Source organism: Lysinibacillus sp. JNUCC 51, assembly GCF_015999525.1.
Lineage (GTDB): Bacteria > Bacillota > Bacilli > Bacillales_A > Planococcaceae > Lysinibacillus > Lysinibacillus xylanilyticus.
In genome coordinates, this window is sequence record NZ_CP065545.1 from 861890 (window position 1) to 885935 (window position 24046).

The 24046-nt window shown below is 37.8% G+C and carries 23 protein-coding genes and 1 pseudogene; 7 read left to right on the forward strand and 17 right to left on the reverse strand.

Features of this window, described 5'->3' with window-relative positions:
* Positions 1 to 47: 47 nt before the first annotated feature.
* From cmk to prsW, 5 genes are all read right to left on the reverse strand, one after another.
* Entirely contained in the window at positions 48 to 722 is a 675-nt protein-coding gene (gene cmk, locus JNUCC51_RS04500) for a (d)CMP kinase (RefSeq protein WP_337991013.1), read from the reverse strand.
* A gap of 334 nt (positions 723 to 1056) precedes the next feature.
* Positions 1057 to 1716, reverse strand: coding sequence for a flagellar brake protein (locus JNUCC51_RS04505; RefSeq protein ID WP_337991014.1), 660 nt, complete (start codon positions 1714 to 1716; stop codon positions 1057 to 1059).
* Positions 1717 to 1800: 84 nt separating this feature from the next.
* Complete coding sequence (locus JNUCC51_RS04510) at positions 1801 to 3084, reverse strand: PepSY1/2 domain-containing protein (RefSeq protein WP_337991015.1); 1284 nt, start codon at positions 3082 to 3084, stop codon at positions 1801 to 1803.
* 15 nt (positions 3085 to 3099) lie between these two features.
* Positions 3100 to 3918 carry a spore cortex-lytic enzyme gene (gene sleB / locus JNUCC51_RS04515; RefSeq protein ID WP_337991016.1) on the reverse strand — a complete coding sequence of 273 codons (819 nt, stop codon included), beginning with the start codon at positions 3916 to 3918 and terminating at the stop codon, positions 3100 to 3102.
* A 165-nt stretch (positions 3919 to 4083) separates the two neighbouring features.
* Positions 4084 to 4758, reverse strand: a complete 675-nt coding sequence (prsW, locus tag JNUCC51_RS04520) for a glutamic-type intramembrane protease PrsW (protein WP_337991017.1) — start codon at positions 4756 to 4758, stop codon at positions 4084 to 4086.
* 364 nt (positions 4759 to 5122) lie between these two features.
* Here prsW and JNUCC51_RS04525 point away from each other — a divergent pair, with 364 nt between their 5' ends.
* The gene (locus JNUCC51_RS04525) at positions 5123 to 6091 is read left to right on the forward strand and encodes an asparaginase (RefSeq protein WP_337991018.1); all 969 of its coding nucleotides are present in this window, start codon (positions 5123 to 5125) and stop codon (positions 6089 to 6091) included.
* A gap of 28 nt (positions 6092 to 6119) precedes the next feature.
* On the opposite strand, the gene JNUCC51_RS04530 is transcribed toward JNUCC51_RS04525, so the two are convergent.
* The 8 genes from JNUCC51_RS04530 to JNUCC51_RS04565 all read right to left on the reverse strand — a co-directional run bounded on the left by JNUCC51_RS04530 (position 6120) and on the right by JNUCC51_RS04565 (position 14207).
* Positions 6120 to 7661, reverse strand: coding sequence for an aminotransferase class V-fold PLP-dependent enzyme (locus JNUCC51_RS04530; RefSeq protein WP_337991019.1), 1542 nt, complete (start codon positions 7659 to 7661; stop codon positions 6120 to 6122).
* Between the two features lie 4 nt (positions 7662 to 7665).
* Positions 7666 to 8226 (reverse strand): glycerol-3-phosphate acyltransferase, encoded by a 561-nt coding sequence (locus JNUCC51_RS04535; protein WP_337991020.1) that lies wholly within the window; start codon positions 8224 to 8226, stop codon positions 7666 to 7668.
* A gap of 258 nt (positions 8227 to 8484) precedes the next feature.
* A complete protein-coding gene (locus tag JNUCC51_RS04540; RefSeq protein WP_337991021.1) occupies positions 8485 to 8766 on the reverse strand; it encodes a hypothetical protein in 282 nt (93 codons plus the stop codon).
* A 19-nt stretch (positions 8767 to 8785) separates the two neighbouring features.
* Entirely contained in the window at positions 8786 to 9751 is a 966-nt protein-coding gene (locus JNUCC51_RS04545) for a YpdA family putative bacillithiol disulfide reductase (RefSeq protein WP_337991022.1), read from the reverse strand.
* Between the two features lie 118 nt (positions 9752 to 9869).
* Entirely contained in the window at positions 9870 to 10625 is a 756-nt protein-coding gene (locus tag JNUCC51_RS04550; protein ID WP_337991023.1) for a metallophosphoesterase, read from the reverse strand.
* 160 nt (positions 10626 to 10785) lie between these two features.
* Positions 10786 to 11526 carry a LysM peptidoglycan-binding domain-containing protein gene (locus JNUCC51_RS04555; RefSeq protein ID WP_337991024.1) on the reverse strand — a complete coding sequence of 247 codons (741 nt, stop codon included), beginning with the start codon at positions 11524 to 11526 and terminating at the stop codon, positions 10786 to 10788.
* Positions 11527 to 11738: 212 nt separating this feature from the next.
* The gene (locus JNUCC51_RS04560; protein WP_337991025.1) at positions 11739 to 13178 is read right to left on the reverse strand and encodes a RecQ family ATP-dependent DNA helicase; all 1440 of its coding nucleotides are present in this window, start codon (positions 13176 to 13178) and stop codon (positions 11739 to 11741) included.
* Positions 13179 to 14207 (reverse strand): YpbB family protein, encoded by a 1029-nt coding sequence (locus JNUCC51_RS04565; protein ID WP_337991026.1) that lies wholly within the window; start codon positions 14205 to 14207, stop codon positions 13179 to 13181.
* Positions 14208 to 14313: 106 nt separating this feature from the next.
* Between JNUCC51_RS04565 and JNUCC51_RS04570 the strand changes: the two genes are divergently transcribed.
* Positions 14314 to 14562, forward strand: a complete 249-nt coding sequence (locus tag JNUCC51_RS04570; RefSeq protein WP_004232564.1) for a ferredoxin — start codon at positions 14314 to 14316, stop codon at positions 14560 to 14562.
* A gap of 305 nt (positions 14563 to 14867) precedes the next feature.
* Entirely contained in the window at positions 14868 to 15650 is a 783-nt protein-coding gene (gene fabI / locus JNUCC51_RS04575; RefSeq protein ID WP_337991027.1) for an enoyl-ACP reductase FabI, read from the forward strand.
* Between the two features lie 66 nt (positions 15651 to 15716).
* Here the strand turns inward: fabI and JNUCC51_RS04580 are convergent, their stop codons facing one another.
* A complete protein-coding gene (locus JNUCC51_RS04580; RefSeq protein WP_337991028.1) occupies positions 15717 to 16388 on the reverse strand; it encodes a peptidylprolyl isomerase in 672 nt (223 codons plus the stop codon).
* A 145-nt stretch (positions 16389 to 16533) separates the two neighbouring features.
* Positions 16534 to 17742, reverse strand: a complete 1209-nt coding sequence (locus tag JNUCC51_RS04585; protein WP_337991029.1) for an MFS transporter — start codon at positions 17740 to 17742, stop codon at positions 16534 to 16536.
* A 239-nt stretch (positions 17743 to 17981) separates the two neighbouring features.
* Here JNUCC51_RS04585 and JNUCC51_RS04590 point away from each other — a divergent pair, with 239 nt between their 5' ends.
* Entirely contained in the window at positions 17982 to 18623 is a 642-nt protein-coding gene (locus JNUCC51_RS04590) for a methyl-accepting chemotaxis protein (RefSeq protein WP_337991030.1), read from the forward strand.
* 241 nt (positions 18624 to 18864) lie between these two features.
* Positions 18865 to 19416 (forward strand): GNAT family N-acetyltransferase, encoded by a 552-nt coding sequence (locus tag JNUCC51_RS04595; protein ID WP_337991031.1) that lies wholly within the window; start codon positions 18865 to 18867, stop codon positions 19414 to 19416.
* A 36-nt stretch (positions 19417 to 19452) separates the two neighbouring features.
* Here JNUCC51_RS04595 and floT read toward each other — a convergent pair whose 3' ends face one another.
* Together floT and JNUCC51_RS04605 are read right to left on the reverse strand one after the other, a co-directional pair.
* On the reverse strand, positions 19453 to 21018 hold the full coding sequence (gene floT / locus JNUCC51_RS04600) for a flotillin lipid rafts scaffold protein FloT (protein WP_337991032.1): 1566 nt from the start codon (positions 21016 to 21018) through the stop codon (positions 19453 to 19455).
* Positions 21019 to 21033: 15 nt separating this feature from the next.
* A complete protein-coding gene (locus JNUCC51_RS04605; RefSeq protein ID WP_337991033.1) occupies positions 21034 to 21564 on the reverse strand; it encodes an NfeD family membrane protein in 531 nt (176 codons plus the stop codon).
* A 166-nt stretch (positions 21565 to 21730) separates the two neighbouring features.
* On the opposite strand from JNUCC51_RS04605, the gene JNUCC51_RS04610 reads away from it, so the two are divergent.
* Both JNUCC51_RS04610 and JNUCC51_RS04615 read left to right on the forward strand, forming a co-directional pair.
* Positions 21731 to 22111, forward strand: coding sequence for a hypothetical protein (locus tag JNUCC51_RS04610; RefSeq protein WP_049666919.1), 381 nt, complete (start codon positions 21731 to 21733; stop codon positions 22109 to 22111).
* Between the two features lie 755 nt (positions 22112 to 22866).
* Positions 22867 to 23859 (forward strand): annotated as a pseudogene (locus tag JNUCC51_RS04615) (choice-of-anchor I domain-containing protein); the annotation flags it as partial.
* Positions 23860 to 24046 lie beyond the last annotated feature (187 nt).

Here is a 24046-nt window from a genome sequence, read left to right on the forward strand (position 1 = left end):
ACAAAAATAAATCCTTTAAATTCAAAAAATGTCTGAAATTTTAGGATTTATATCATTTTTTCTTGCGCTAATTTTAAAATGGCCTGTGCAGCTTCATCAATTGATAATGCTGTCGTATCTAAAAATGTGGCATCTGCTGCCTGAATTAGTGGCGATGCTTCACGCTCGCTATCCATTTTATCGCGCAGGGCAATTTCCTCTTGAAGCTTTTCAATAGAAGATTCAATTCCTCGTTTTTGATTATCAATAAAACGACGTCTTGCTCTCTCTTCTACAGTTGCAGACATAAAGATTTTTAGTTCTGCAGTCTTTAATACATGCGTAGCAATATCGCGCCCATCCATTACAACACCACCATTAGCCGCAAGCTTTTGTTGCTGTGCTACTAATAGTTCGCGTATTTTAGCGTGTGCCGCTACTTGTGAAACAGATGAAGTTACCTCATTTGATCGAATTTCTGCCGACACATTCTTCCCATCTAAATAGACAAGTTGTCCTTCAGAAGAAGGCTTTAATTCAATTGTGCTAGATGCTAGCATTTCTGCTAATTTTGTTTCATCATCTAAATGTATGTTTTGTTGCATTGCTTTATACGTCACAGCACGATACATAGCACCTGTGTCGATATAAGTAAATCCAAGTGCCTCTGCAACAATTTTCGCGATTGTGCTTTTCCCAGCACCAGCCGGTCCATCAATCGCAATTTGAATGTTTTTTTTCATATTCTCCCCTACTTTCTATCACACCATATTGTATCATAAAAAAGCCCTCTTTAAGCAGAGGGCTTTCTTAAATCAAAAATACTACTCGATTTGAAGGTGTGTATACTCCCTGCAAAATTTCATGGTATTTTCCACTCACCAATAGTGAATGGGAAGACCAATCGATTATGCCTTCCGCAGGTTTTTGCCAGCAAATGTTTTTTTGCGAAAGCGTAGTACTAACGTAGCGTCAGCGGCCCGATGTTGGTCACTCAGTCGTTGCCACAGGACGTGACGTTCTTAGACTAAGTTCCTCTATTTGACACACGCTGTAAGAGGTTAAAAAGCCTAAAAATCAAGCATCAAAAGGATTTATTTCTTTACGACGATTCACTAATTGACGTTCAAAGCAGAAACGAACAATATGCTGTTGGTCTACATCATCAGTATCTGATAATTGAATAGTTGCAAATTTTTGGTCATCTTTTTCGAATATACGAACAACCGTCGCATCCGTGACCACGTATTTTGCATCCCCATTGGCAAAAGGTAAAACGATTGTTAACTTAACCTCATCATCATCTTGAAAAGCAATTGCCCCTTTTAAGGTCACTGCCAAACCACCTGCACTAATATCCGTTGTTACTAGCTGATATTTGTAATCCTTAAACTGTATCGCTACATCCACAGGTGTTTCCACACGTACATATTCACGACGTTGAATTTTGATAAAGTCATCTGCTTTTGGACAATGCATCATAATCATAGGTATATTACCAGCTTTACGTCCAATTACTTCAGTATTGAATGCAAATGATTGCTTATCCTCTGTGCGAAAAGTTGCTCTAAATTCAGATCCATCTATTAAAAAAGCGGTTTTCTTTGTGGCAACATTTATTGGATAATCGATATAAATAATATTTTCTTTTTGCTCTACAACTTTACAGCGGAATTTTTCAACACGTTCTGTATAAGTTGGTTCAAGTTCTAATTGAGTACCAATTTTTATTTCCATGAGCATCTCCCCGAACACAAATATACCTATATTATCGCATGAGATGCTCACTTTGGCTATATAAACTGGTAGTTTTTTCTTATATTAAGTTAAATATTCCACTTTTAAAACATTATGATTTTCAGCGTCAATAACAATTCGGAATGTTTCTTGCGCGTTTTTATCACGGACCGCAATTACCTCATAGCAAAGACGTTGTTCATATGAACCGTTATCTGTATAAATATTTCTTACTTCTTGTACTTTCACATCATCATCGAAGAAAGTTTTCCAATCAATTGGTTTTGCAGTTTGCGGTTTGATCGTCTCTGCCTGAATATATTCCATCGCATTTGCACCAAGTAACTCGCCTGTATCCTTAGCAAGTTTTAATTGCACCCCATCTGCATAAATTAATGCTTTATCGCCTGGGTGAACACGTGCAAATGTCACATGCCATGCTTGATGGTTTTCACGAGATTCCACAAATGCAACATCACTCATTCCAAGTCGTTTTACATATTCTTCAGCTTTTTTCATAATTTCATCTTGTGATAGCCTTGCTTCATCTACTGGACGTTCCACTAAATAGGATATTAAATGTCCACCCTTTTCTGTTAGATCAACATATCCTAATCGAATATCTTGGTGGAATTGGATATGATAAAACGGATAAGGTGCAGTATCGCTACTTTTCGTTACAGTAAATGTTGCATCTTTTAAGATAGGGAATAATTGTTTTACTTTTTCCAATGCTTCTTTTTCAGTAATGACTGAATCTTGTAATGCTTTAAGCTCTATTTTTTTCTGCCAATCCGATTCACTTAATGTAAGTGGGAAGTCTTTTTCGCTGTAATCTTTTAATGTCTTTTGAACATTATCAAATGTTGTATTTGGGTTCTTAGTATCTACTTGGCGTAACCAGACATCCATCTTACCGTTGTTTTTATAAAAATCTACTGTTGCTGCCGACCACTCATCTGAAAGTGATTGTAAATTTGTAGAGATTTGTGGCATTTTTTCTCGCCAAGCTTCGTAATCACCTGTTTCAGCTGTTTTCTTTGCCTCATCTCCTAGACGCCCTAAGTAACTTAGCCAGTCGTTAGACATTTCCTGCCCGATAGGAATATTCGACATCGAAGATCGAACGTCAGAGCTTAGTCGCCAAACAGAATCTAACTCATTGTGAATGGCATTGTCATCCTGAAACAATAGAGATTGTGAAACAGATCGCTGTAAATGCGATAATTTCTCTGATGCATCCGTTAAATTATCTGTGTACTGAGCTAGCACAGTACGTTGTAAACTTACATTTTTTCCGTGCAAATTAATGCTATATGCACCTAAGCCAATAACTGCCGCAGTGAGTATAACGAGCATAGTTCTCATTTTTTTCCTCCTTCCTTATGAACAGAAAATGTGTTCTCCAATTCGTTTAATTTGAGGTCGTGACCAAATCCACTTACTTGTAGCTGTTTTCGGATTAAAATAGTAAAGTGCATTTTCTGAAGGATCCCATCCATTCATAGCATCAAGAACTGCTTCTTTTGCACGTTCATTTGGTTCAAGCCAAATTTGTCCATCTGCCACCGCAGTAAATGCTAACGGTTGGAAAATAATACCCGAAATAGTATTTGGGAATTCAGGGCTTTCCAAACGATTTAAAATAACAGCCGCTACAGCCACTTGACCTTCATAAGGCTCTCCCCTAGCTTCACCATAAACCGCATTCGCCATTAACTGTACATCTCTGTCAGTATACTTTGGAGGTACTTGAGTTTTAGTCCCATTATTATTACTACTACCGCTACTATTACCTCCACCACCACCGCCAGTGTTTGTTTTCACTTGCCGTTCAAGTGGAATGCCACCATAATAAGTAAATTGATTTCCTGCATTTAATTGCGCTTTTACCCATCCTTCATCGTAATCTGAATAACCCGATAAAGCTTTTTTAGTTTTAGCGCCGGCTATCCCATCTACTGGTAAACCATATTTTTCTTGGAAAATTCGTAAAGCCCAATATGTGTTATAGCCAAATTTGCCATCAATTTTACTTTTATAAAATCCTAAGTATTGTAGCCTCGCCTGTAGCTCAATTACATCATCACCATAAGCACCACGAGAAATCTGTTGCTCGGTAAATGCAATAGCGTCATTTTGCGGAATAGCAAATATACTAATCCCCAACATCAAGGCAAAAACTATGCTTACAAAACGCATTATCATCACTCCTTTTTTGATAGCTTGAAACAAACGACTTATTTTATACATATCAATTTTGCCTCGGCAAAATTGCGTCTAGAATCGACTTTGTGCTTAGGCCTGCTGGATGCAGGTCAGTTAAAAAATAGAAAAGCGCAGAAATCTTTTTTAGATTTCTACGCTTTATATTTTTTTATGCATATGCAAATGTTGTACTAGGTGATAATGAGCGAGCTTTACTTTTCGTAGCCCAAACCACCACAAAAATAGCATAAAGGGGATCATTAAATATACCCAATATCCTTTGAATGATAAAATTGTATTATATAAAATGTGTAATACTACCGGTGCACATAGCGCCATAGCAATCATTTCTTTCGTCTTTGCAAACTTAGAAAACTTGGCACGTCCATAATAATAGCCCATTACAACACCGAACAAAGCATGACTTGATACTGGTAATAATGCACGCATAAATGCAGTATTTAAACCGAAAGAAAATAAATAAAGCACATTTTCTATCGTGGCAAAGCCAAGCGATATACTTGCACCATACAGTATGCCATCATAGGGATCATCGAATTCTACATGATTGTAGATTGCGATTAAAAGTACAAACCATTTAAAAAACTCTTCAACTACACTAGAAAAAACTACATCTTGTAGATAAAGATAACGAAAGACCCCTTCCTCTGTTAGTACATATTGTAAGAACAAGATTGGGAACGTTAAAAATGCGCCATACAAAAACGTTTGAAGTAAGGTTCTTCTTGGCTCCGTTGCCATCTGATTGCGCAAATAAAAGTAACTAAAAAGCGCTAGACCGGGAGCAATGGCAGCTGATAATAGAATGATCATGATGCCGGCTCCTTTCAAAAATCAATTTCGCCTTGACATAATTATGTTAAGATTTTAAAATTCGTGACATCCTTCTAATGAATAAACCAACAAAATGTTTTCTGCGCATGAAGCGGTAGTGCAAAATGTTGGTTAACTTCGGCGTTTTCAAAGGATGTAAAATTCCTTATCCCAAGTTTATCTTTTTCTACCGATTATTGGACAACCGCATAAAAAAATAAATCCGTATATCTCAGCTAGCAAACTTCTTCTGCGTCATTAAACTTCTGTTTTCGACAAAAAAATATCTGTTACTCGAAGATAAACTGATATTATTATACCATGATATGACATAAAACTTTTTAAAAGGAGATAAATATTTTTTATGAAAAAAACAATTTTATTAATTCATACAGGTGGAACTATTTCTATGGCGATGAGCGATGAAGGTGCCGTTATGCCAAACAAGGAAAATCCTCTAATGAAAGAAAGTAGTAAGCTTGATGCACTTGCTTCAATTATTGAAATGGAGGCCTTTAACCTCCCATCACCACATATTACACAAAAAGAAATGCTTAAATTACGCAATCTTATTATCGACAAAGTTTCAGAGGAGAAAATAGATGGCGTTGTTATCACTCATGGTACAGATACATTAGAAGAAACAGCTTATTTTTTAGAGTTAACGACTGATTTATCAATTCCTATTGTCTTAACAGGTGCAATGCGCTCCTCAAACGAACTTGGTGCAGACGGTATTTATAATTTAGTAGAAGCTGTCCGTGTAGCCGTAGACGAAGAAGCTCGTGAGAAAGGTGTACTAGTTGTCATGAACGACGAGGTCCACCTTGCTGTTAACACTACAAAAACAAGCACTAGTTCTGTAAATACTTTTCAGTCACCTCAATATGGCCCGATAGGACTTATTACAAAATCAAGAATATTATTTCATCATGCACCTATCCGCCGTCAATATGTGGAAATTGATGGGTTATCAAAACGAGTTGCCATGCTGAAAGTGTATGCTGGCATGGAAGTTGACTTACTTGATGTAGTACTTGCATGTAAATATGATGGCGTTGTGTTAGAGGGACTTGGACAAGGCAATGTCCCTCCAACGGTTGTTAAAGGTATTGAAAGTCTTTTAGAGCGCGGTATTCCTGTTATACTCGTATCCCGTTGTTTTAATGGAATCGCAGAAGGTGTTTACGGCTACGTTGGCGGTGGCAAGATGCTCGAAGACTTAGGAACTATATTTGCAACCGGTATTAATGGTCAAAAGGCGCGATTAAAATTATTAATTGGACTCAACAAAGTAGGGACTCCTCTTGATTTAAAAGAATTTTTCATGTAAGGCTAATGTATTCAATATTCACTTATAGTTATGCATCTACAATCTGCTTATAATAATTCAAGATTTTATGTAAATGATTGATTGCTATCTCAAAATCTGGCTGAATAACAGAGAGCTGTATGAAATTTCTTTGGCATAAGTATTGGCTATCAGCATGAACATAAAAACCATTTAAATTTAAATCTCTCTGTAGATTTGCCAAAGCCTTAGGAAGTTGTAAAGTGATTAGCATCGGATACTGTCTTGTTGAAACTTGGTAGTGCATATATGGTAGCTGTAGCAATGTTTTAAAGCGTTGCTGTAGCTGTCCATATCTTTCTGGATATGCTTGTAATGCTGCAGTAACATTTGCAACAAGTACTGCTGGTAATGTAAACGGAATCGCACCTTGCTGGTAATTAGCTAAATCGAGATAAGAAGGTAATGTTGTAGAAGATTTCACAATGTTTTGCGAAAAAACAAAAGCCAGGCCACTGAGTGCACCAATTGCTTTTCCGCTCACTGCAGTCGCTAAATAACAATCTTTTAATGAAAACGGCATTGCTCCGAAAGAACTAATGCAATCAATGCAAAGCTTTACGTTATATCGCTTTGTAAGCTGTAAAATTTCCTTTATATCATTACAAGTACCAGTTGATGTTTCTCCATGTACTGCAAGTAGCCATTGATAAGTTCTGTTTTGCAAATAAGAGTCCAGCATATTTGTATCAAAGGAACTTCCCCAATCTTGCTCAATGACATCAAAATCTAATGACCATCTCTCTGCTTGTTTTCGAAGACGTTCTCCAAACTCTCCATTTGTTAAAATCAGTCCACGCCCTAGTTGTTGAGCCTTTAATTGCCCTAGCATAACTTCATTTGCCAATGTCCCAGTTCCTACAATTGTGGCTACATGCTCTGCTCCTGATAGTTGAAGCAACTTATTTCTCATTTGCTCAAATAATGATTGAAATCTTAACGAACGATGAGAAAGCTCTGAATACATAAATGATTCGCTTTGTTTCACTGGACCTGGATAAAATGTATGGCACTCCTTCGCAAGTCTTTGCTGCAAAGACTTTTCAAACTGCTGTCGCGTTAAAACCATTGGTAAAAATAAAGCATCCTCTGTCCCAGTAGCAGGTGCAAATTGGGTAAATCCCATTTGCTTATAAAGCTTCTCTTCACGAGTAGTACCTGAGATAACCGCTGCTGAATAACCTTTTTCGTAAGCAAAAGCAGTTAGTGCCTGTGTCAATTTCAACAATACTCTTCCTGTTCGATATGCCTTCTTGACGGCAAGCAATCTAATTTCACATAACTTAGCACTAATCTCTTTTGATAAATACTGCTCAACCTTTCCTATCTTTTCATCGATTGAAAACGGCCTTTGATCTCTAAATGCAAGCATACCTATAAGTTCTATTCCTTTATAAACAACGATATACGTATTTTCATGATGAAAACGGTCAACTTTTTTCCTTTCAGAGTTCGGTTTATGCTGTGGAATTTCTTCGACAAAGGTTTCATAATTTAATCGTGCAATTTCCTCAAACTCAGCTTCTGTATGCGCAATTTTACACCAATACATATAATCACTTCCTTCTTCCTAAAGCTTCTTTAATATTTGACATATGTTTAATAATCACAAAAAATATCGCTACTAGAATTGGCATATATAACATTAATTTATCTGTATAGATAATCGCTCCAGCATATAATAGAAAGCCACCTATCATACTAAGTGTTAAACTTCTAGTGACAAATAGTGTAATAACAGTCCCAACAACCATCATAAAAAATAAGCTCGGAGATAATGCCAGACCTACACCTATAAAAGTTGCTACTCCTTTACCCCCATTAAACTTAAGCCAAAACGGAAACATATGACCAAGCATGCCCAAACTAGCGCCTATAACGATTTCCCATTCTTCGAAATGCAATAAACGTCCTGCACCGACAATAAGCACACCTTTTAAAGAATCTCCTAAAAAGGTCCATAGAAAAGCACCTTTCCCAATTACACTGCCAGCATTTCTAGCTCCTAGGCTTTTACTTCTTTCTTCCTGTAAATTAATACCATATACTTTTCCAACGACATACGCCGTCATGAAGTTCCCTACAATATAACTTAGAAACCAATATAATCTAAGCATTCTTTCACACCTTTTTTCAGCTTCGATGAAATTTTGTCTCATCACCATACATGGGTTAGATTTTCCGATCCTACTGGGCACTTTTCTGTGGCGTCTATGAGTTGTGTATGCTCTTCAATCCGTCGTTTTGCTCTCTTTCGGTCGCCCTGGCTCTTCTTTCCGTCGCTTCGACTCTTTCATCCGTCACTCTGGTCCTTCTTTCCTTCGCTTCGACATCTTTCCTTCGCCCTGGACCTTCTTTCCTTCGCTTCGACTCTTTCATCCGTCGTTCTGGACCTTCTTTCCGTCACTTCGACCTCTTTCCGTCACCCTGGACCTTCTTTCCTTCGCTTCGACTCTTTCATCCGTCGTTCTGGACCTTCTTTCCTTCGCTTCGACCTCTTTCCGTCGCCATGGTCCTTCTTTCCGTCGTTTCGACTCTTTCATCCGTCGCCATGACCCTTCTTTCCTTCGCTTCGACCTCTTTCCTTCGCCATGGACCTTCTTTCCGTCGCTCTCTCTACTATCCGACATTTTAAAAAAAGCTGTATAAGCATACACGCTTATACAGCTCCTATTGCTATTTCGCTCTATTGGCAATTGTCTTCGCTATACAGTCGCCATGGAAACGGCCATTTTCAATAAAAATTTCATTGGCATTATTCCCAGCTGCAATAACTCCTGCAATAAATAATCCTTCTACATTTGTTTCCATAGTTTCTTGATTAAAGAAAGGACGACCAGTTTCATAATCAATAGAGACACCCATTGCTCGAATAAACGAATGATCTGGATGATAACCTGTCATTGCAAAAACAAAATCATTTTTTATAGTTTTCTTGCTACCATCAATTTCTATTACGACCTCATGCTCACGGATTTCCAGTATATTTGTATTGAAATGCATTTGGACTTCTTCATTTCGTACTACTCCTTCAAATTCTGGTAAAACCCACGGCTTGATGCTAGGTGAATACTCACTACCACGATAGGCTACTGTGACGCGAGCTCCAGCCTTATTCAACTCAAGCGCCGCATCCACTGCTGAATTTTTTCCACCTATGACAAGAACATCAGTATCAAAAAATTCATGTCCCTCTTTAAAGTAATGGAAGACTTTCGGTAATTTCTCACCTGGGATGTTTAAATAATTTGGATGGTCATAGTAGCCGGTTGCGATTACAACATAAGGTGTTGTATATATCTCTTTATCTGAAGTTACTGTAAACACCGTTCCATTTTTTACAACGCTCTTTACTTTCTCGAAGCGGTTTACTTGAATATCTTTCAAACGCACAACTTCTCGATAATAAACTAGTGCTTGATTTCGCTTTGGTTTACGACCTTCAATAATAAAGGGCACATCACCAATAGCTAGACGCTCACTCGTACTAAAAAAAGTTTGATGTGTAGGGTAATTATAAATCGCATTTACGATATTTCCTTTTTCAATAACAATTGGCTTTAATCCAATGTTTTGCAAAGCTATTGCTGCTGATAAACCACATGGGCCTCCCCCAACAATAATTGCATCTACTTGCTGCATTTCTTGACACTCCTATCAACTTTGTATCAGCTATTTGCTAATACTATTCCATAATCGGGCTTTTACCGAATAAATCCTTATCGCTTTCATTATACGCCTTCTATCGGGTTTTGGTTGTTTATTTACCCGAAATTTCGATGTCAATAATATGACACTGTGGTCTCGCACCCAGTCGAAAAGGTAATAATGTCGTACCATAGCCGTTACTTACTAACGTCATCACACCATCACGCTCCCGATAAGAACCGTTTGGATGCATTCCGTATGGACCAATTCTAATTTGACCACCGTGTAAATGCCCACCAATCATTAAATCTGCCCTAAATTTTTCTCGGACTCTTGCAAAAACACCAGGGTTATGTGCGATGAAAACAACTAAGTCTTTCTCTCCTACTTTTGCAAATGCTTCATCAAATCTACATTTCATTGTAGATGTGTCTTCAATCGCATTTATCCAAAATCGGTTTTTTTTAGGTAGTAATACAGCATCATTGGCAATAATCTGAACACCATGTTCCTGTAAAATTTTTCGAAATTGCTCTTCACCTACTTCTCTGTCATTATTACCCCATACAAAATAAGTCGGTCCTAAAGGAGTTAATAATTTTAGATTGTCATGAATACGCAGAATAGGTGTGCGTCCATCCGCAAAATCTCCACCAATAATAACAGCATCAAATTGACCATCTAATTTCTCAATCATTTTACGGTTAATTTTTCGTAAATGTGTATCCGAAATAAAAAATAGTCGGATTTTTTCCTGTTCACCCTTTAATAACAATTGATGATGTAAAACATTATTTTCATGTGCCACCTTCAACATATAAAGCAGGAACGCAATGACTACTAAAACAAATAGTCCAAAATAAATCATTCCCTCACATCTCCTTACGAAAGCAAAAAGACGATTCATTATAATGAAGAATCGCCTTTTCACTAAATCAGACGTACGCCTCAACCATATTTGGTGTTGACGTTTGTCCATTATTTTATACTAGAAAAACATCATTGCCAAAGAATGACACCTGCTTTTCTTATGGTAATTTAATAACTTGCCCAATCCTTACATCATTTGAAGACATACCGTTTGCTGCACGAATTTTCGCTAGTGTAGCTTCACTGCCATCACCATAGTGATTCAATGCAATACGATATAGATTATCATTTGCTTTTACAGTATGAGTACTTGCACTTGCAGATTGTTTTGCTTTTTCTTCATCACGTGCTTCCTGGGCCTTTCGTTCCTGATCGGCTTTTCTAGCCTCTTCTGCTTGTGCTATTCTAGCTTGCTCAGCTTTATTAGCTTCCTCGGCTTTTCTAGCTTCTTCTGCCTTTTTCGCTTCCTCAGCTGCCTTCTGCTCAGCTGCTATTTTCTCAGCATCTTTCTTAGAAGGCTCCTTTGTTTTGTCTTTGTCTGCTTTATCGTCTTCTTTTGCTTTGTTTTTGTCAGTTGACACGGGTACCTTATCTTTATCCCCTGATTTATCAATTTCTACAACTTCTTGATCCGTAGATTTTTTTTCAGCTTCTTCAATTGTTGTTCCAGGTTCATAGAATTTTAAGAAATAGACTAATATCGATAATGGAATTAAGATAAAAATTACAAAAAGAATCGTCATTAATGGCGGTTTTCGTTTTGTATTTTTTGGCTTTTTATTGTCATTTCCATTTTTCTTCATTCTTGAAACTCTAGATAAAGTTTGCTGTTCTTTTTGTTCTTCTTCAAAAGATTGACGATGTTCTTCGATTTTATCGCGATAATCTTCTTTACTCATTCGCCGTTCCTCCAACCTTACTACGCTTTCTATCATTCTATTATGACGAATTTTGCGAAAAAAGTAAATGACCGTAAATATTAGTCTAAAAAAGGCATATCACCATAACGTGGGGTTGATTTCTGTTTCGACTGAGCGCTTTCTTAGGGGCGTTCAGTCGGAATGGCATACATTTTAACAAATTCCACCCCAGACTTTCTATGGATGAACCTTTAACAACCCAAGAGTTGCTTTAGTCGACTTTTCCAAGGAATCATTTCTATTTTCTTCTCTTCTTTCAAGCGTACCTTATTGATTTCATCATAATGGATTCCACAATTTTCACAACAGTTTTCTGGTTTTTTCAGCAATTTTTGCCCAAAATACCCGACTAACTGCGTGCGAATACAGTCTTTTGTCTGAGTAATTTTATGCATTTTATCGACAGCACGATACTTTTCCAGTGCTAAATGGTTTAAACGCTCTTTAACTTGTTCCATCTTTTCTTGTTGCAGCCAGTAATCAAGAACACGAAAAGCGGTCTCACTCAGCTCTCCATTTTTCAACATTTGTGAAGGATGTACTTGTTGATTTAGTAGTTCCTGATATCGATCAACATGACCAGCTGTTGGCAAATCACCTGTTACAACAAATTTCGCAAGTTCCTCGTCACTATCACTATAAAGTAAAATTGCGAGCGCCGGTTGACCATCACGCCCTGCACGGCCAATTTCCTGCATGTAATTTTCTACATTAGAAGGCATCGTTTCATGGATGACCTGACGAATATCTGACTTATTGATACCCATACCAAAAGCATTTGTAGCCACAATCCAATCGAGTTCACCGTCTATAAATTGTTGCTGAATAAACTGACGGTCTTCAGCACCATAGCCTGCATGATAAGCTGCAGCTCGTATACCAGCCTGTATAAGCGCTTCGCTATATTGTTCAGCACGCTTCCGCGAAGACATATATAATATACCCGGTCCTGCCGTTTCTTTAACATGCTGCATAATCCAATGAGCTTTATCTGCCCTATCCTCAAAAACGACACGCCCAAGATGAATATTTGGCCGATCCACATTGTACAAAAACTCAAATGGGGTATCTAGCGACAATGTATCTCGTATATCATTGACTACTTTATTCGTCGCAGTCGCTGATAATGCTAAAACTGGTGGACGATTTACTTGCGAAAACCATTGTCCAATTCGTAAATAATCTGGTCGAAAATCAAAGCCCCACTGAGAAATACAGTGTGCTTCGTCCACTACGATAAGACCTAACTGCATTTGAGAAAGCTTGTCTTGAACTTGTTGCTGTAAAAGCATCTCTGGTGACGTAAAGATAAAACGAAACTGCTCTAAAAAATGTAACACATATCGTTTTTCACTTACGGTTAAAAATGAATTTAATGCAACTACTCTCTTTTCACCAAAGCGTTTTAGCTCCTCTACTTGATCCTGCATTAGAGAAAGTAAAGGAGAAACAATTAAAACTGGCTTCTGCAAGATATATCCTGGTAGCTGATAACAAAGTGATTTCCCCATTCCTGTTGGCAATAAAGCAATAACATCTTTTTCTTCTAGGATTGCTTCAATGACCTCTTTTTGGCCTGGACGAAATGTTGTATAACCAAAATACTTTGCTAACGTTTGTTCAAGTTCCATTTACACTTCTCCTTTCGCTAGGACAAGCCTTAACTGGAAATAACTCATACCTTCAACTACTTCATGCAATGTTTTCAATTTCTTGGTTTGATATTGTTTCGATGCCTGCCAAACTTTTTCCGCTTCTTCATAGGAGACGAATGGACCAATTGAAAAGTTCGGTTCATTCATGGCTAATTCCACCAAATGATCCTCAATTGTACTTTGTTTTAGCTTCCTTAATTGCACAATTTGTTCAATTGAATAGCCCTGCTCATATAAATGTGCTGTTTGCTGCGCTGAATCGGTTAGTAATGCTTTTACTCTTAATTCCTCTGCCATTTTTCCAAGTAACGGATAATCATTTGACTGATGAACTTCATTTAATAATGTATGTAGCACTTCTATAAACGCTAATTGACAATCTAAAACTGTTTCCTTCCTTTCACTCGCAAGCTGCTGCCACGTCCATCCCGGTAAACTATGACCACTTAACCGATAGAGGACAAGCTGTTTGTTGGCGTCTGATAAGGGTAACACAGAAAGCACCTGTTCACATTCCTCCAATAATTGTTGCTGTAAATGCCCATCTTGATAGTTATGCTCGACTAAAAATGTACGAACCCAAGACTGAATATTCGTATCCCTACTAATAGGAGAAAATGAACGTACCCCAGCACTTAGAAAAGATAAACTTTGTACAATTAATGAGAACCTCGCAAAAAATACATGCTCATTTCCTCGATAGTGCCATCCATCAAATAAAAAATCAGGAGTCTGTTCCGCTCGTTGTAAACCTAGCTTTTTCATGGAATAGTGACCAGAATCTTGCATAGTTAACCAACTATTTTGTAAAAACGAAGTTACGGCTTCATCAAATGTCTTCCTAGGTAACTTAGGTAATAGCCCAAAATAATTATGTAACTGAAATAGGCCGATGTCTTGAATAGTCTGACCTGAGCGCTTTCCTCTTAATACATGATATGCAGCAGAAATTGTTCTTTCATTATTTAGTTTTTGAAAGATTTGCAATAAAATTTGATGAAACATAGACGCAAATTCCTCCAATTTAATAGTATTTATGTTGAAAAGTAAGATAAACATCTTTAAAATGAGTATGAAGCTTTGTAGGAACATGTAAAGGAGAGAATGAAAAATGGCTAAATACACAATTGTTGATAAAGATACATGCATCGCTTGTGGCGCTTGCGGAGCCGCAGCACCAGATATTTATGATTATGATGATGAAGGTATTGCCTTCGTTATTTTAGATGATAACATGGGAACTGCTGAAGTTCCAGAAGATCTACTAGAAGACATGCAAGATGCTTTCGAAGGATGCCCAACTGACTCAATCAAAGTAGCAGATGAAACTTTTGATGGCGACTCATTAAAATTCGAATAGGTTTTACACTTCATAAGTATCTTTAAAGGCACCCTTAATCGGGTGCCTTTATTTTTATCCTCGCTTTACAAACACCAAAATTAGATTAATGATTAATTCCCCCAAGATATACACAATCGTTAGATTCTTTATATCAATTTAAAAGTCTTGCAGAAAATCCCCCTTCATAGTAGAGATTTTTTTGTACTTTTCAACGTAAAGTTGATCCTCTTTTCATCTTGTTATTGCAACCATTTTTTATGTATGATAAGATTTTAGTAGTTGGTACTAATAACAGATATTATTTCATAAAGGGGTTCTTATAGATGATGGATAATTTATTACAATTAAAAGATAAGAATATTGTCGTAATGGGCGTGGCAAACGATCGAAGTATTGCTTGGGGTATCGCAAAACGTTTATTTGATGTAGGTGCAAACGTTATTTTCACATACCGTCAAGAACGTTCATTAAAAAAATTACAAATGCAATTAGAGAAAATCGGACAATCCGATTCACTGATTGTACAATGTGATGTCAACAGCGACGAGAGCACAAAAGCAGCTTTCGAAGAAATCGGTACAAAAGTAGGCGTAATCCATGGGATTGTCCACTCTGTAGCATTTGCTAATGCAGAAGATTTACACAATCGCTTCTTAAATACAACTCGTGATGGCTATGCATTTGCGCAAGACACTAGCGCCTATTCTCTTATTTCAGCAGCAAAAGCCGCACATCCTTATATGACTGAGGGCGGTTCTATCGTAACAATGAGTTACTTAGGAGCAGAGCGTGTCCTAGATGGTTACAATGTTATGGGTGTAGCAAAAGCTGCATTAGAGGCATCTATGCGCTACCTTGCTGCAGATATTGGTAAAGATAATATTCGCGTTAATGCGATCTCGGCAGGAGCGATCCGCACACTTGCTGCAAAAGGGGTCCCTTCTTTCAATACAATTTTACACAAAATCGAAGAAACAGCTCCTTTAAAACGTAATGTTCAACAAGATGAAGTAGCAGACATGACAATCGTGATGCTTTCTCACTTATCTCGCGGTGTAACAGGCGAAACGATTTACATTGACGCAGGCTACAACATTATGGGTTAAATACAAAGAAGCATGGAAGATCAAAATTGATCTCTCATGCTTTTTTGTTTCGGATTAATAAATCTGTTATTTTATTACCTTTGGAGCAGGGTAATCAAAGCCCTTTGTATCTACTTCGACCTTTTTCATTTGTTGGTCTTTTATTGGTTTTTCACCTTCTCGTTCAACAGCAGCGATAGCATCTACTGTTTCCATCCCCTCGATTACTTTCCCAAAAGCAGCATATTGGCCATCTAGTTGCGGAGTATCCTTTACCATAATGAAAAATTGAGATCCCGCAGAATTCGGATCATTTGAACGAGCCATTGAAATGACACCACGTTCATGCTTTAAATCATTTTTAAAATCATTTGATGTAAACTCACCTTCTATCGAATAGTCCGGTCCTCCTGTACCATTACCTGAAGGATCTCCACCTTGAATCATAAAATCAGGGACAACTCGATGGAAAATAAGACCATCATAAAAGCCTTTTTTAACTAAGGAAATAAAATTAGCTACCGTATTCGGTGCTGTAGAAGGCTCTAATTCGATGACGATTTTTTCATCATTGCTCATCGTAATCGTTACAATTGGATTTTCCTTCACCTTTGATGAATAATCCACATTTTCTTCCGTTTTCTTTGCCTTATTGCCTTCCGATTGCTCACTTTCTTTAGCAGCTCCACAACCTGTCAAAACAAATGCTACCATCAGCATTGCAAAGACAATAGAAAATCCTTTAAAACGCGCGAACATATCTTTCAACTCCTCTTTATCACCAGTCTACTCATTATACTATCAGATAGTTTACGACAAATCATTTTTATAATAATTAATGAAGAAGGCTATATTTATGGATGCGGACGAGAAAGTAAATAAGCTAAGCAAAAAAATACTATTTCTAGTGCCCTGCTGCAATGCGTTGTTGTTTAGCAATAATCACCTTTAACAAAAAGGATAATAAGCATGCTACGACTAAAAATACAGCAATCATTGCAATAACGCCTACCCAGCCGTAATGCATCCAGAATACCCCACCTACTGTTCCTCCAACACTTGAACCAAAATAATAGAAAAATAAATAGAGCGAGGAGGCTTGTGCTTTATCATGAGTGGCTCGTTTACTTACCCAACCACTAGCAATCGAGTGTGCTGCAAAAAAGCCAAATGTAAAGATTGTAATCCCCAAAATTTTCAAAGTAAGTAGCCCATTTAATGTTAAAATCGCCCCTATAAACATGATCGCAATAGACAATAACAGCATCTTTTGACGGCCGTATTGATCAGCTAGACTTCCGAACCAAGCAGAGCTAAAAGTACCTACTAAGTAAATAACAAAAATCCAACCAACAATCGTAGCACTTAGATTATAAGGGGGCGCCATCAATTTAAAGCCAATGTAGTTATAAAGAGTCACGAAGCTTCCCATCAACACAAAGCCAATACCAAAAAGGCAAAGCATAGATAGATCCTTTAAATGCTGTAAAAGAGATGTCGCCAATGATTTTATCTGCAATCGACGTGCTGTAAAATGCTTGGAGTTAGGTAGCATCGAGATAAATAATACACTAATCATAAGACTGATGACCCCCAGTACAATCATACCCACCTGCCAACTATAAAGATCCGTTAATGTCCCAATAATAACTCGTCCACTAAGCCCGCCTACCGAATTACCACTTATGTATAAACCCATCGCAATACCTAGACTAGAGGGATCCATTTCCTCTCCTAAATAAGCCATCGCAATTGCTGGCAATCCTGCAAAAACAACGCCCTGTATAACACGTAACACTAGTATCGTTTCAAAATTAGGAGAAAAGGCAAGTGCAAGTGTAATAATAGATGCCGCAAAAATAGAAATCGTCATCAAAGATTTTCTCCCCCATGCCTCTGATAATGATCCCACAATAATCATGCTGATGGATAACGCAAAGGTTGTCACAGAGAGCGTTAAACTCGCAACTGCAGGTGATACATGAAATTCCTTCGCAAATGTTGGTAATAATGGCTGTGATACATATAAATTGGCGAAGGTGATAAAGCCTGCTAAAAATAAAGCCCAGTTTGCTTTATGGAACGCCTTTGTCCCCTTTTGAATGTAATCCATTTCTCTCTCTCCTTACGTTCTTCCAATTCTACTATTATTCTAATACAATAATCTTTAAAACACACGATAGTTTGTCAAAAAATAGACAAATTTAACTCTTTTTTTATTATTATGTGCACGATTTTATTTGACAATTTTACCGCGATTCACATTTTCTTCATATGAATTTAGTTTTTATCTATTTTGAGTTGGCAAATATTGTGTTACAGTGAAAGTAATCATTGGCAAAATGGGCTCAGATGACTAAACTATTTTCGTTCCATAAACTTGGAGGAATTTTCATAAAAATTATTGAAGCTTTAGCATTTTCAGCACCTTATATTCACCTAGCATTAAAAGAAGAGGCAATTGTGGCTGTCGTTGAGAAGGAAAGTGAGACGGTTGTAAAATATTTCGCTGGCAAACGTGTAGATTCAGGCTATCTAGATGGACAAAAAGTAAATGCTAATGACCAAAATGTTTTCATTGCCTTTACTAGGAAAAATGCCGATGTCGTTATACCGAAGGATGTATACGGCGTTGCCATCAATGCTTTTTCATTTCCAATCCGTGAAAATGGTAAAGTCGTAGGTGCCCTAGCATTTGGACTACCGATTGACAATGAGCTTAAACTCGAGAATTATATGGTGACAATGGATAGCATTGTAAACAGCCTACAAGACAAAATACATACTATTGCCTCACATTCAGAGGAATTAGCAGCAACAAGTGAAGAAATTAGCAAACAAGCACAGCACGACCTTGAATATTCAGAGAAAACAAATGAAGTAACAGATTTAATAAAAAGCATTTCTCGCCAAACAAATTTACTCGGCTTAAATGCATCTATCGAGGCGGCTCGCGCAGGTCAGCATGGCGCTGGCTTTAACATCGTTGCGTAGGAAGTTAGAAAGCTCATTCGAAACATCAAGTGCCACGGACAACATTGAAGCATCTCTACAAAAATATAAATAGAAACCTTGAAAACCTTAAGCAAAATATGGGGCAAATCAATGAAGCAACAAATGAATAGGCTCAGCTCGTTCTAAATTTTAGTGAAATCATTGAGGAGTTAACTGTTCTTAGTCGTGAAATGAAGGGCTTTATGCATGATGCCTTAAAATAATAAAGAGGTGAATAACATTGAAAATTACAATTAATCCGGAATTATCTTTACGTACTGTCGAATTAGAAGATGCTAACGCTGTTTTTGCCTTAACGGATGCATCACGAGCATATTTACGTGAATGGTTGCCTTGGCTGGATTTTACAAAAGAAGTAGCAGATACAACGACATATATTGAAGGCTGTATAAAAGGACACGAAGCTAAAAGCAGCCTCACTCTTGCCATCATTTTTCGAAATGAAATAGTCGGTATTGCTGGCTTTAATACTATTAATCATAGCAATAAAATAGCTGCTATCGGCTATTGGCTCAGTGAAGGCGCTCAAGGACATGGTATTATGACGAAGACTGTATTGGCTTTATTACAGTATGCTTTTGAGGATTTACAACTCAATAAAGTCGAAATTCGCGCTGCTGTTGGCAACGCAAAAAGCCGTGCCATTCCTGAGCGTCTTGGCTTTACCAAAGAAGGTACGATTCGTGCAGCAGAGTGGCTTTATGATCATTATGTTGACCATGTAGCTTACGGTATGCTCGCTAGTGAGTGGAAACAAGTTAAGGTAAGATAAAAATAGTAGCCGCCTGATATCAGGCGGCTACTATTTTTATTTTTGTTCAACTGCTTCTTTTATCTCGCCTTGCGTTTCACTAGCTGAAGCTGGTGCTTGCTCTCCTAAGCCTACTGCTATTCGCTCTAGCTCTGGACGCAATGTATGTTTACCTGCATAGCTTTCAATTAGTTCCTTCACATCAATCCCTGAAGTTTCCTTTAACGATTCCTGTAATGTTGACATTAAATTCGTTGCGTAAGCAGTTACTTTATTAGCACCACCATTTCCTTCTCCACCGCCAGTATCAACAACCGTAATTTTATCGATATTGCCAAGTGGACTCGCAAGCTCTTTCGCATATTCTGGCATCATGCGTACAATCATATCGAGGACAGCTGCTTGACCATAGTATTCGAATGCTTCCGCAATTTTACGCTTTGCCTCGGCTTCTGCTAAACCTCGAAGACGAATAATATCCGCATCTGTTTCCCCTTTTGCACGCTCAGCATCTGCTTTCGCAAGACCATCCAAACGAATTTTCTCCGCTTCTGCTTGTGCTAATGATTCGATACGGTATTTCTCCGCATCTGCCTGTGCTAGCTCACGCATTTTTGCTGCAGCTGCGTTTTGCTCGATAGCATAACGATCAGCATCAGCCTTTTTCTTAACTTCTGAATCGTATTGCTTCTCACGACGTAAAATCTCTTTTTCTTCTAATTCAATTTGCTTTTGACGTTCGATAATGCGAATCTGCATTTCTTGTTCAGTAACTTCTTGCTTCGCTCGAGCCGTTTCAAGTTCATACGCTTGGTCAGCACGCGCCTTAGCGATATCTTGCTCACGACGGAATTCTGCTACCTTTAATTGATTTTCTTTTTCTGCTTCTGCAATTTCTGTCGCACGTTCAAGTTCTGCCTTTTGTGCTTCTTTCGATGCTTCAGCGCGCTTAATACGTGTTTCCTTTTCTGCATCTGCGGTAGCTATATCCGCATCACGTTTAACCTGTGCAATACGTGGCTTACCAAGGGATTCTAAGTAGCCATTTTTATCACGTACATCTTTAATCGTAAAGGAAACGATTGTCAGACCCATCTTCGCCAAGTCCTGAGATGCAACACGTTGTACTTCCTGAGAGAATTTATCACGGTTTTTATAAATTTCCTCAACCGTCATTGAACCTAAAATTGAACGTAAATGACCTTCTAACACTTCACGTGCCTCATTTTCACGCTCTTCCTTTTGCTTCCCTAAAAACTGCTCCGCTGCCGTAGCAATTTCAGAAATGGAACCACCAATTTTTATGATAGCTGTTCCATCGGCCATAACCGGTACACCCTGTTCCGTATACACTTCAGGTGTTGTCACATCAAGCTTACTAGACAACAAGCTTAATGGCTGTCCTTGCTGGAAAATCGGGAAAACAAATGTACCGCCACCTCGGATAATTTTTATACGATTTCCTGACTCATCTTTATGTACATTTTTTGAGCCAAGATAGCTACCAGTTACAATCAGTGCTTCATCAGGACCCGCTGTACGATACTTTGTCACATAAAGTGCAACTAGTGCAATTAAAACAAAGGCTACAATCCCTAGAACAATTAAAATCTCCATTGACATATAAATATCGCCCCTTTATAAAAATTTCTTATCATAAGATCTCACAAAAAGTGTTCCTTCCTTAACTTCTACAACAAGTACCGTCGTATCGTAATCGATAGCCTCATTGTCAAATCCTGTTGCTCGCTTGGAAATCATTCCACTAGTTGTTTCAATAACTACCTCTCCAAAACCGTTAGTCGGGATTGGAACAATAACTTTTCCTAACTGTCCGCCAAGCGATTCTTCTGTATAAGCTAACGATACATCGGCCGATCGTAGCGGAACAAGAACAAATAAATAAAATAGTGCACTTAAAATAGCTCCGATGATACAAGCAGCAACAATGTTCCAAACGCTAGGGAAGAAGGCTAATTTTTCTAAAATAAATCCTGTTGCTGACATCAACGTAATGAAAGATAGAATGACACTTGGATTAAAAATCGGCAGTCCCTCTCCAATGCCCTCAACAGCATCACTAAAAAACGTAAATAAAAGAGTTGCAAGACCCCCGAATATTAATCCCACTAAAAAGATCTGCTCGAGTGAATAGCCAAATAGCGTCAAGTTTCTCACCCCTTTTCATTGTATTACCTACTATACGGATGAAGCCTGCGAAAAGTTTCGGAATTTTTAACATTTTCTTAATTTTCCAATGACTACTTTTGAAATCGTAAACTTCTTATTAGCCATGCTACAATAAAAGGAATACTTTCAACTAAGGAGATATTGCATGAGACTTTCTACAATTTTAAATTTTTGTATTCTTGTATTTTTCACCTTACTATTCGTCAATGATTTCTTTCCACACACTACAATAGCTGAGATTTTATCAAAAAAAATAATCCTTCTTATATTAATGGCTCTTGTAATCATACAAATCGCTTCAGACAAAGATAGATATAAAAAGCTTTCAAAAAAAGCCTATGTTGGCTTAACAGTATATACAGTAGGGCTTTGGATTGTATTAACATTGCTTGGAGGCGAGTCACAAATAGGTCTATCCTTTAACAGTCCTATTTTTTATATTATCGTACTGTTACTTGCGCTCGATTTATTGCGTATTTTTCGTCAATCAAAGAAAGAGCAGTCTGAGGAAAAAGAAAAGCAGTAAATAAGTTTTATTGTTAAAACATATACCATAGTTAGTTGATTGTAGTGGGGGCTGGGCGACTGACTCCTTCGGGGGATTAGCAATAGAGGAACGAAGGCTAAGAGCACCTGTGATAACGCCTTCGTGACCAATTTCGTGCCGCTGCCGCTTCGCTTTCGCACAGAAAACATTTGTTGCTGCCGCTCCGCTTTCGCACAGAAAACATTTGTTGCTGCCGCTCCGCTTTCGCACAGAAAACATTTGTTGCTGCCGCTCCGCTTTCGCACAGAAAACATTTGTTGCTGCCGCTCCGCTTTCGCACAGAAAACATTTGTTGGCCCAAGCGGCTCATCGGACCTAATCGGAACGGAAATCAACCACACATTATGGTATTATCCATCGATTTTTATATAACAAAAAGCATGTCACTGATTGAGCTTTATTTGGAAGCTTCAATCGGCAGACATGCTTTTCTTATGATTCTTGTCATTCATTTTAGGTTAAGTCATTTTTAATAAAGACCTCTTCGAAGAATCATTAGCAAACACTTTATTTATGAAACAAGCAATGATTGTAAACTACGCTGTTCAAAATTATTTAGTTAAGGTAAAGCGTACAAGCAACATAAGTCTTTTTGCATATAGTATCAATGTATCAATGTATCAAAATATATGATAGAAAGGGTGTGCATTGTGGACAAAGAAAATAAATTTATAAAATTCAAGTTTAGATCAAATCCAAGTTGCCATTGTAATTGTTGTGGTTTTTGTTGCCCTTGTCGTTGTAAGCCACCATTTACACCACCATTTATACCTGAACCACCACCTCCTCCACCTTGTCATTTTTTAGTGTACGTTACAGACGCTGGTCAGGTAGCTACTCCTGATAATAGGGTATCAGTAATTGATACAGCGACAAATACAATAGTCGCTACCATTCCAGTAGGAACGGCCCCACTAGAAGTAGCGATTACACCAAATGGAGCATTTGGTTATGTTCCAGCTCTCTTCTCGAATAATGTAACGGTTTTTGATACTGCAACAAACGCAGTAGTCACTACCATTCCGGTAGGAAGTCAGCCTCTTGGTGTAGCGATTTCACCAAATGGAGCACTTGCTTATGTATCAAATCATGGACCTGGAGCTAATTCTGTATCTGTCATAGATACAGCTACAAATACCGTAACCGCTACTATTCCAGTAGGGGTCCTACCTCAAGGTATAGCTTTCACTCCGAATAGTGCATTTGCTTACGTTGCAAACGAAAACATACTTCCCAACCCAGGTTCAGTATCCGTTATAAATACGGCTACAAATACGGTGGTTGCTACAATCCCTGTCGGACTTCGCCCAAGATCAATCGTTATTACACCGAATGGACAATTTGCTTACGTTACAAATGAAAGTAGTAATACTGTATCTGTAATTAATACTGCAACAAATACGGTAGTTGCTACAATTCCTGTAGGATTAGGACCTGTGGGAACTGCCATTACACCTGATGGAGCATTTGTTTACATTGTAAATAAAGGTAATAATACTGTATCTGTCATAGATACAATAACAAATTTGGTGATTGCTACAATCCCTGTAGGATTATCCCCTGACCAAGTAACCATCTTACCGGATGGGACACTTGCTTATGTCACAAATCAACTTGACCAAACTGTGTCTGTCATCGATTTAGCAACAAATACAGTAATCGATACAATTCCAGGGTTTAACGGTCCAACTGGTATAAAAACTGGAACAATTTGTTTGAATTCATAATCCTGGGTCCTTGGGGATCGAGTGTTTCAACAAAGAATGGTGCTTGTTTTTATCATCTATATAATAAAAGACATACTTCAATTGCCATTTAGGAAACTGAAGTATGTCTTTTCAATTTTGTTATGAAGTTCGGCTACCTTGAAATCTTTGACGTAAAACTTTTGACCAAGCGATTACTGGTTTCTTA

Excerpts from the sequence above, each read along its gene's own strand:
- cmk (WP_337991013.1), bottom strand. The coding sequence starts at position 722 with ATGAAAAAAAACATTCAAATTGCGATTGATGGACCGGCTGGTGCTGGG.
- JNUCC51_RS04505 (WP_337991014.1), bottom strand. The coding sequence starts at position 1,716 with ATGGAAATAAAAATTGGTACTCAATTAGAACTTGAACCAACTTATACA.
- JNUCC51_RS04510 (WP_337991015.1), bottom strand. The coding sequence starts at position 3,084 with ATGAGAACTATGCTCGTTATACTCACTGCGGCAGTTATTGGCTTAGGT.
- sleB (WP_337991016.1), bottom strand. The coding sequence starts at position 3,918 with ATGCGTTTTGTAAGCATAGTTTTTGCCTTGATGTTGGGGATTAGTATA.
- prsW (WP_337991017.1), bottom strand. The coding sequence starts at position 4,758 with ATGATCATTCTATTATCAGCTGCCATTGCTCCCGGTCTAGCGCTTTTT.
- JNUCC51_RS04525 (WP_337991018.1), top strand. The coding sequence starts at position 5,123 with ATGAAAAAAACAATTTTATTAATTCATACAGGTGGAACTATTTCTATG.
- JNUCC51_RS04530 (WP_337991019.1), bottom strand. The coding sequence starts at position 7,661 with ATGTATTGGTGTAAAATTGCGCATACAGAAGCTGAGTTTGAGGAAATT.
- JNUCC51_RS04535 (WP_337991020.1), bottom strand. The coding sequence starts at position 8,226 with ATGCTTAGATTATATTGGTTTCTAAGTTATATTGTAGGGAACTTCATG.
- JNUCC51_RS04545 (WP_337991022.1), bottom strand. The coding sequence starts at position 9,751 with ATGCAGCAAGTAGATGCAATTATTGTTGGGGGAGGCCCATGTGGTTTA.
- JNUCC51_RS04550 (WP_337991023.1), bottom strand. The coding sequence starts at position 10,625 with ATGATTTATTTTGGACTATTTGTTTTAGTAGTCATTGCGTTCCTGCTT.
- JNUCC51_RS04555 (WP_337991024.1), bottom strand. The coding sequence starts at position 11,526 with ATGAGTAAAGAAGATTATCGCGATAAAATCGAAGAACATCGTCAATCT.
- JNUCC51_RS04560 (WP_337991025.1), bottom strand. The coding sequence starts at position 13,178 with ATGGAACTTGAACAAACGTTAGCAAAGTATTTTGGTTATACAACATTT.
- JNUCC51_RS04565 (WP_337991026.1), bottom strand. The coding sequence starts at position 14,207 with ATGTTTCATCAAATTTTATTGCAAATCTTTCAAAAACTAAATAATGAA.
- JNUCC51_RS04570 (WP_004232564.1), top strand. The coding sequence starts at position 14,314 with ATGGCTAAATACACAATTGTTGATAAAGATACATGCATCGCTTGTGGC.
- fabI (WP_337991027.1), top strand. The coding sequence starts at position 14,868 with ATGATGGATAATTTATTACAATTAAAAGATAAGAATATTGTCGTAATG.
- JNUCC51_RS04580 (WP_337991028.1), bottom strand. The coding sequence starts at position 16,388 with ATGTTCGCGCGTTTTAAAGGATTTTCTATTGTCTTTGCAATGCTGATG.
- JNUCC51_RS04585 (WP_337991029.1), bottom strand. The coding sequence starts at position 17,742 with ATGGATTACATTCAAAAGGGGACAAAGGCGTTCCATAAAGCAAACTGG.
- JNUCC51_RS04590 (WP_337991030.1), top strand. The coding sequence starts at position 17,982 with ATGACTAAACTATTTTCGTTCCATAAACTTGGAGGAATTTTCATAAAA.
- floT (WP_337991032.1), bottom strand. The coding sequence starts at position 21,018 with ATGTCAATGGAGATTTTAATTGTTCTAGGGATTGTAGCCTTTGTTTTA.
- JNUCC51_RS04610 (WP_049666919.1), top strand. The coding sequence starts at position 21,731 with ATGAGACTTTCTACAATTTTAAATTTTTGTATTCTTGTATTTTTCACC.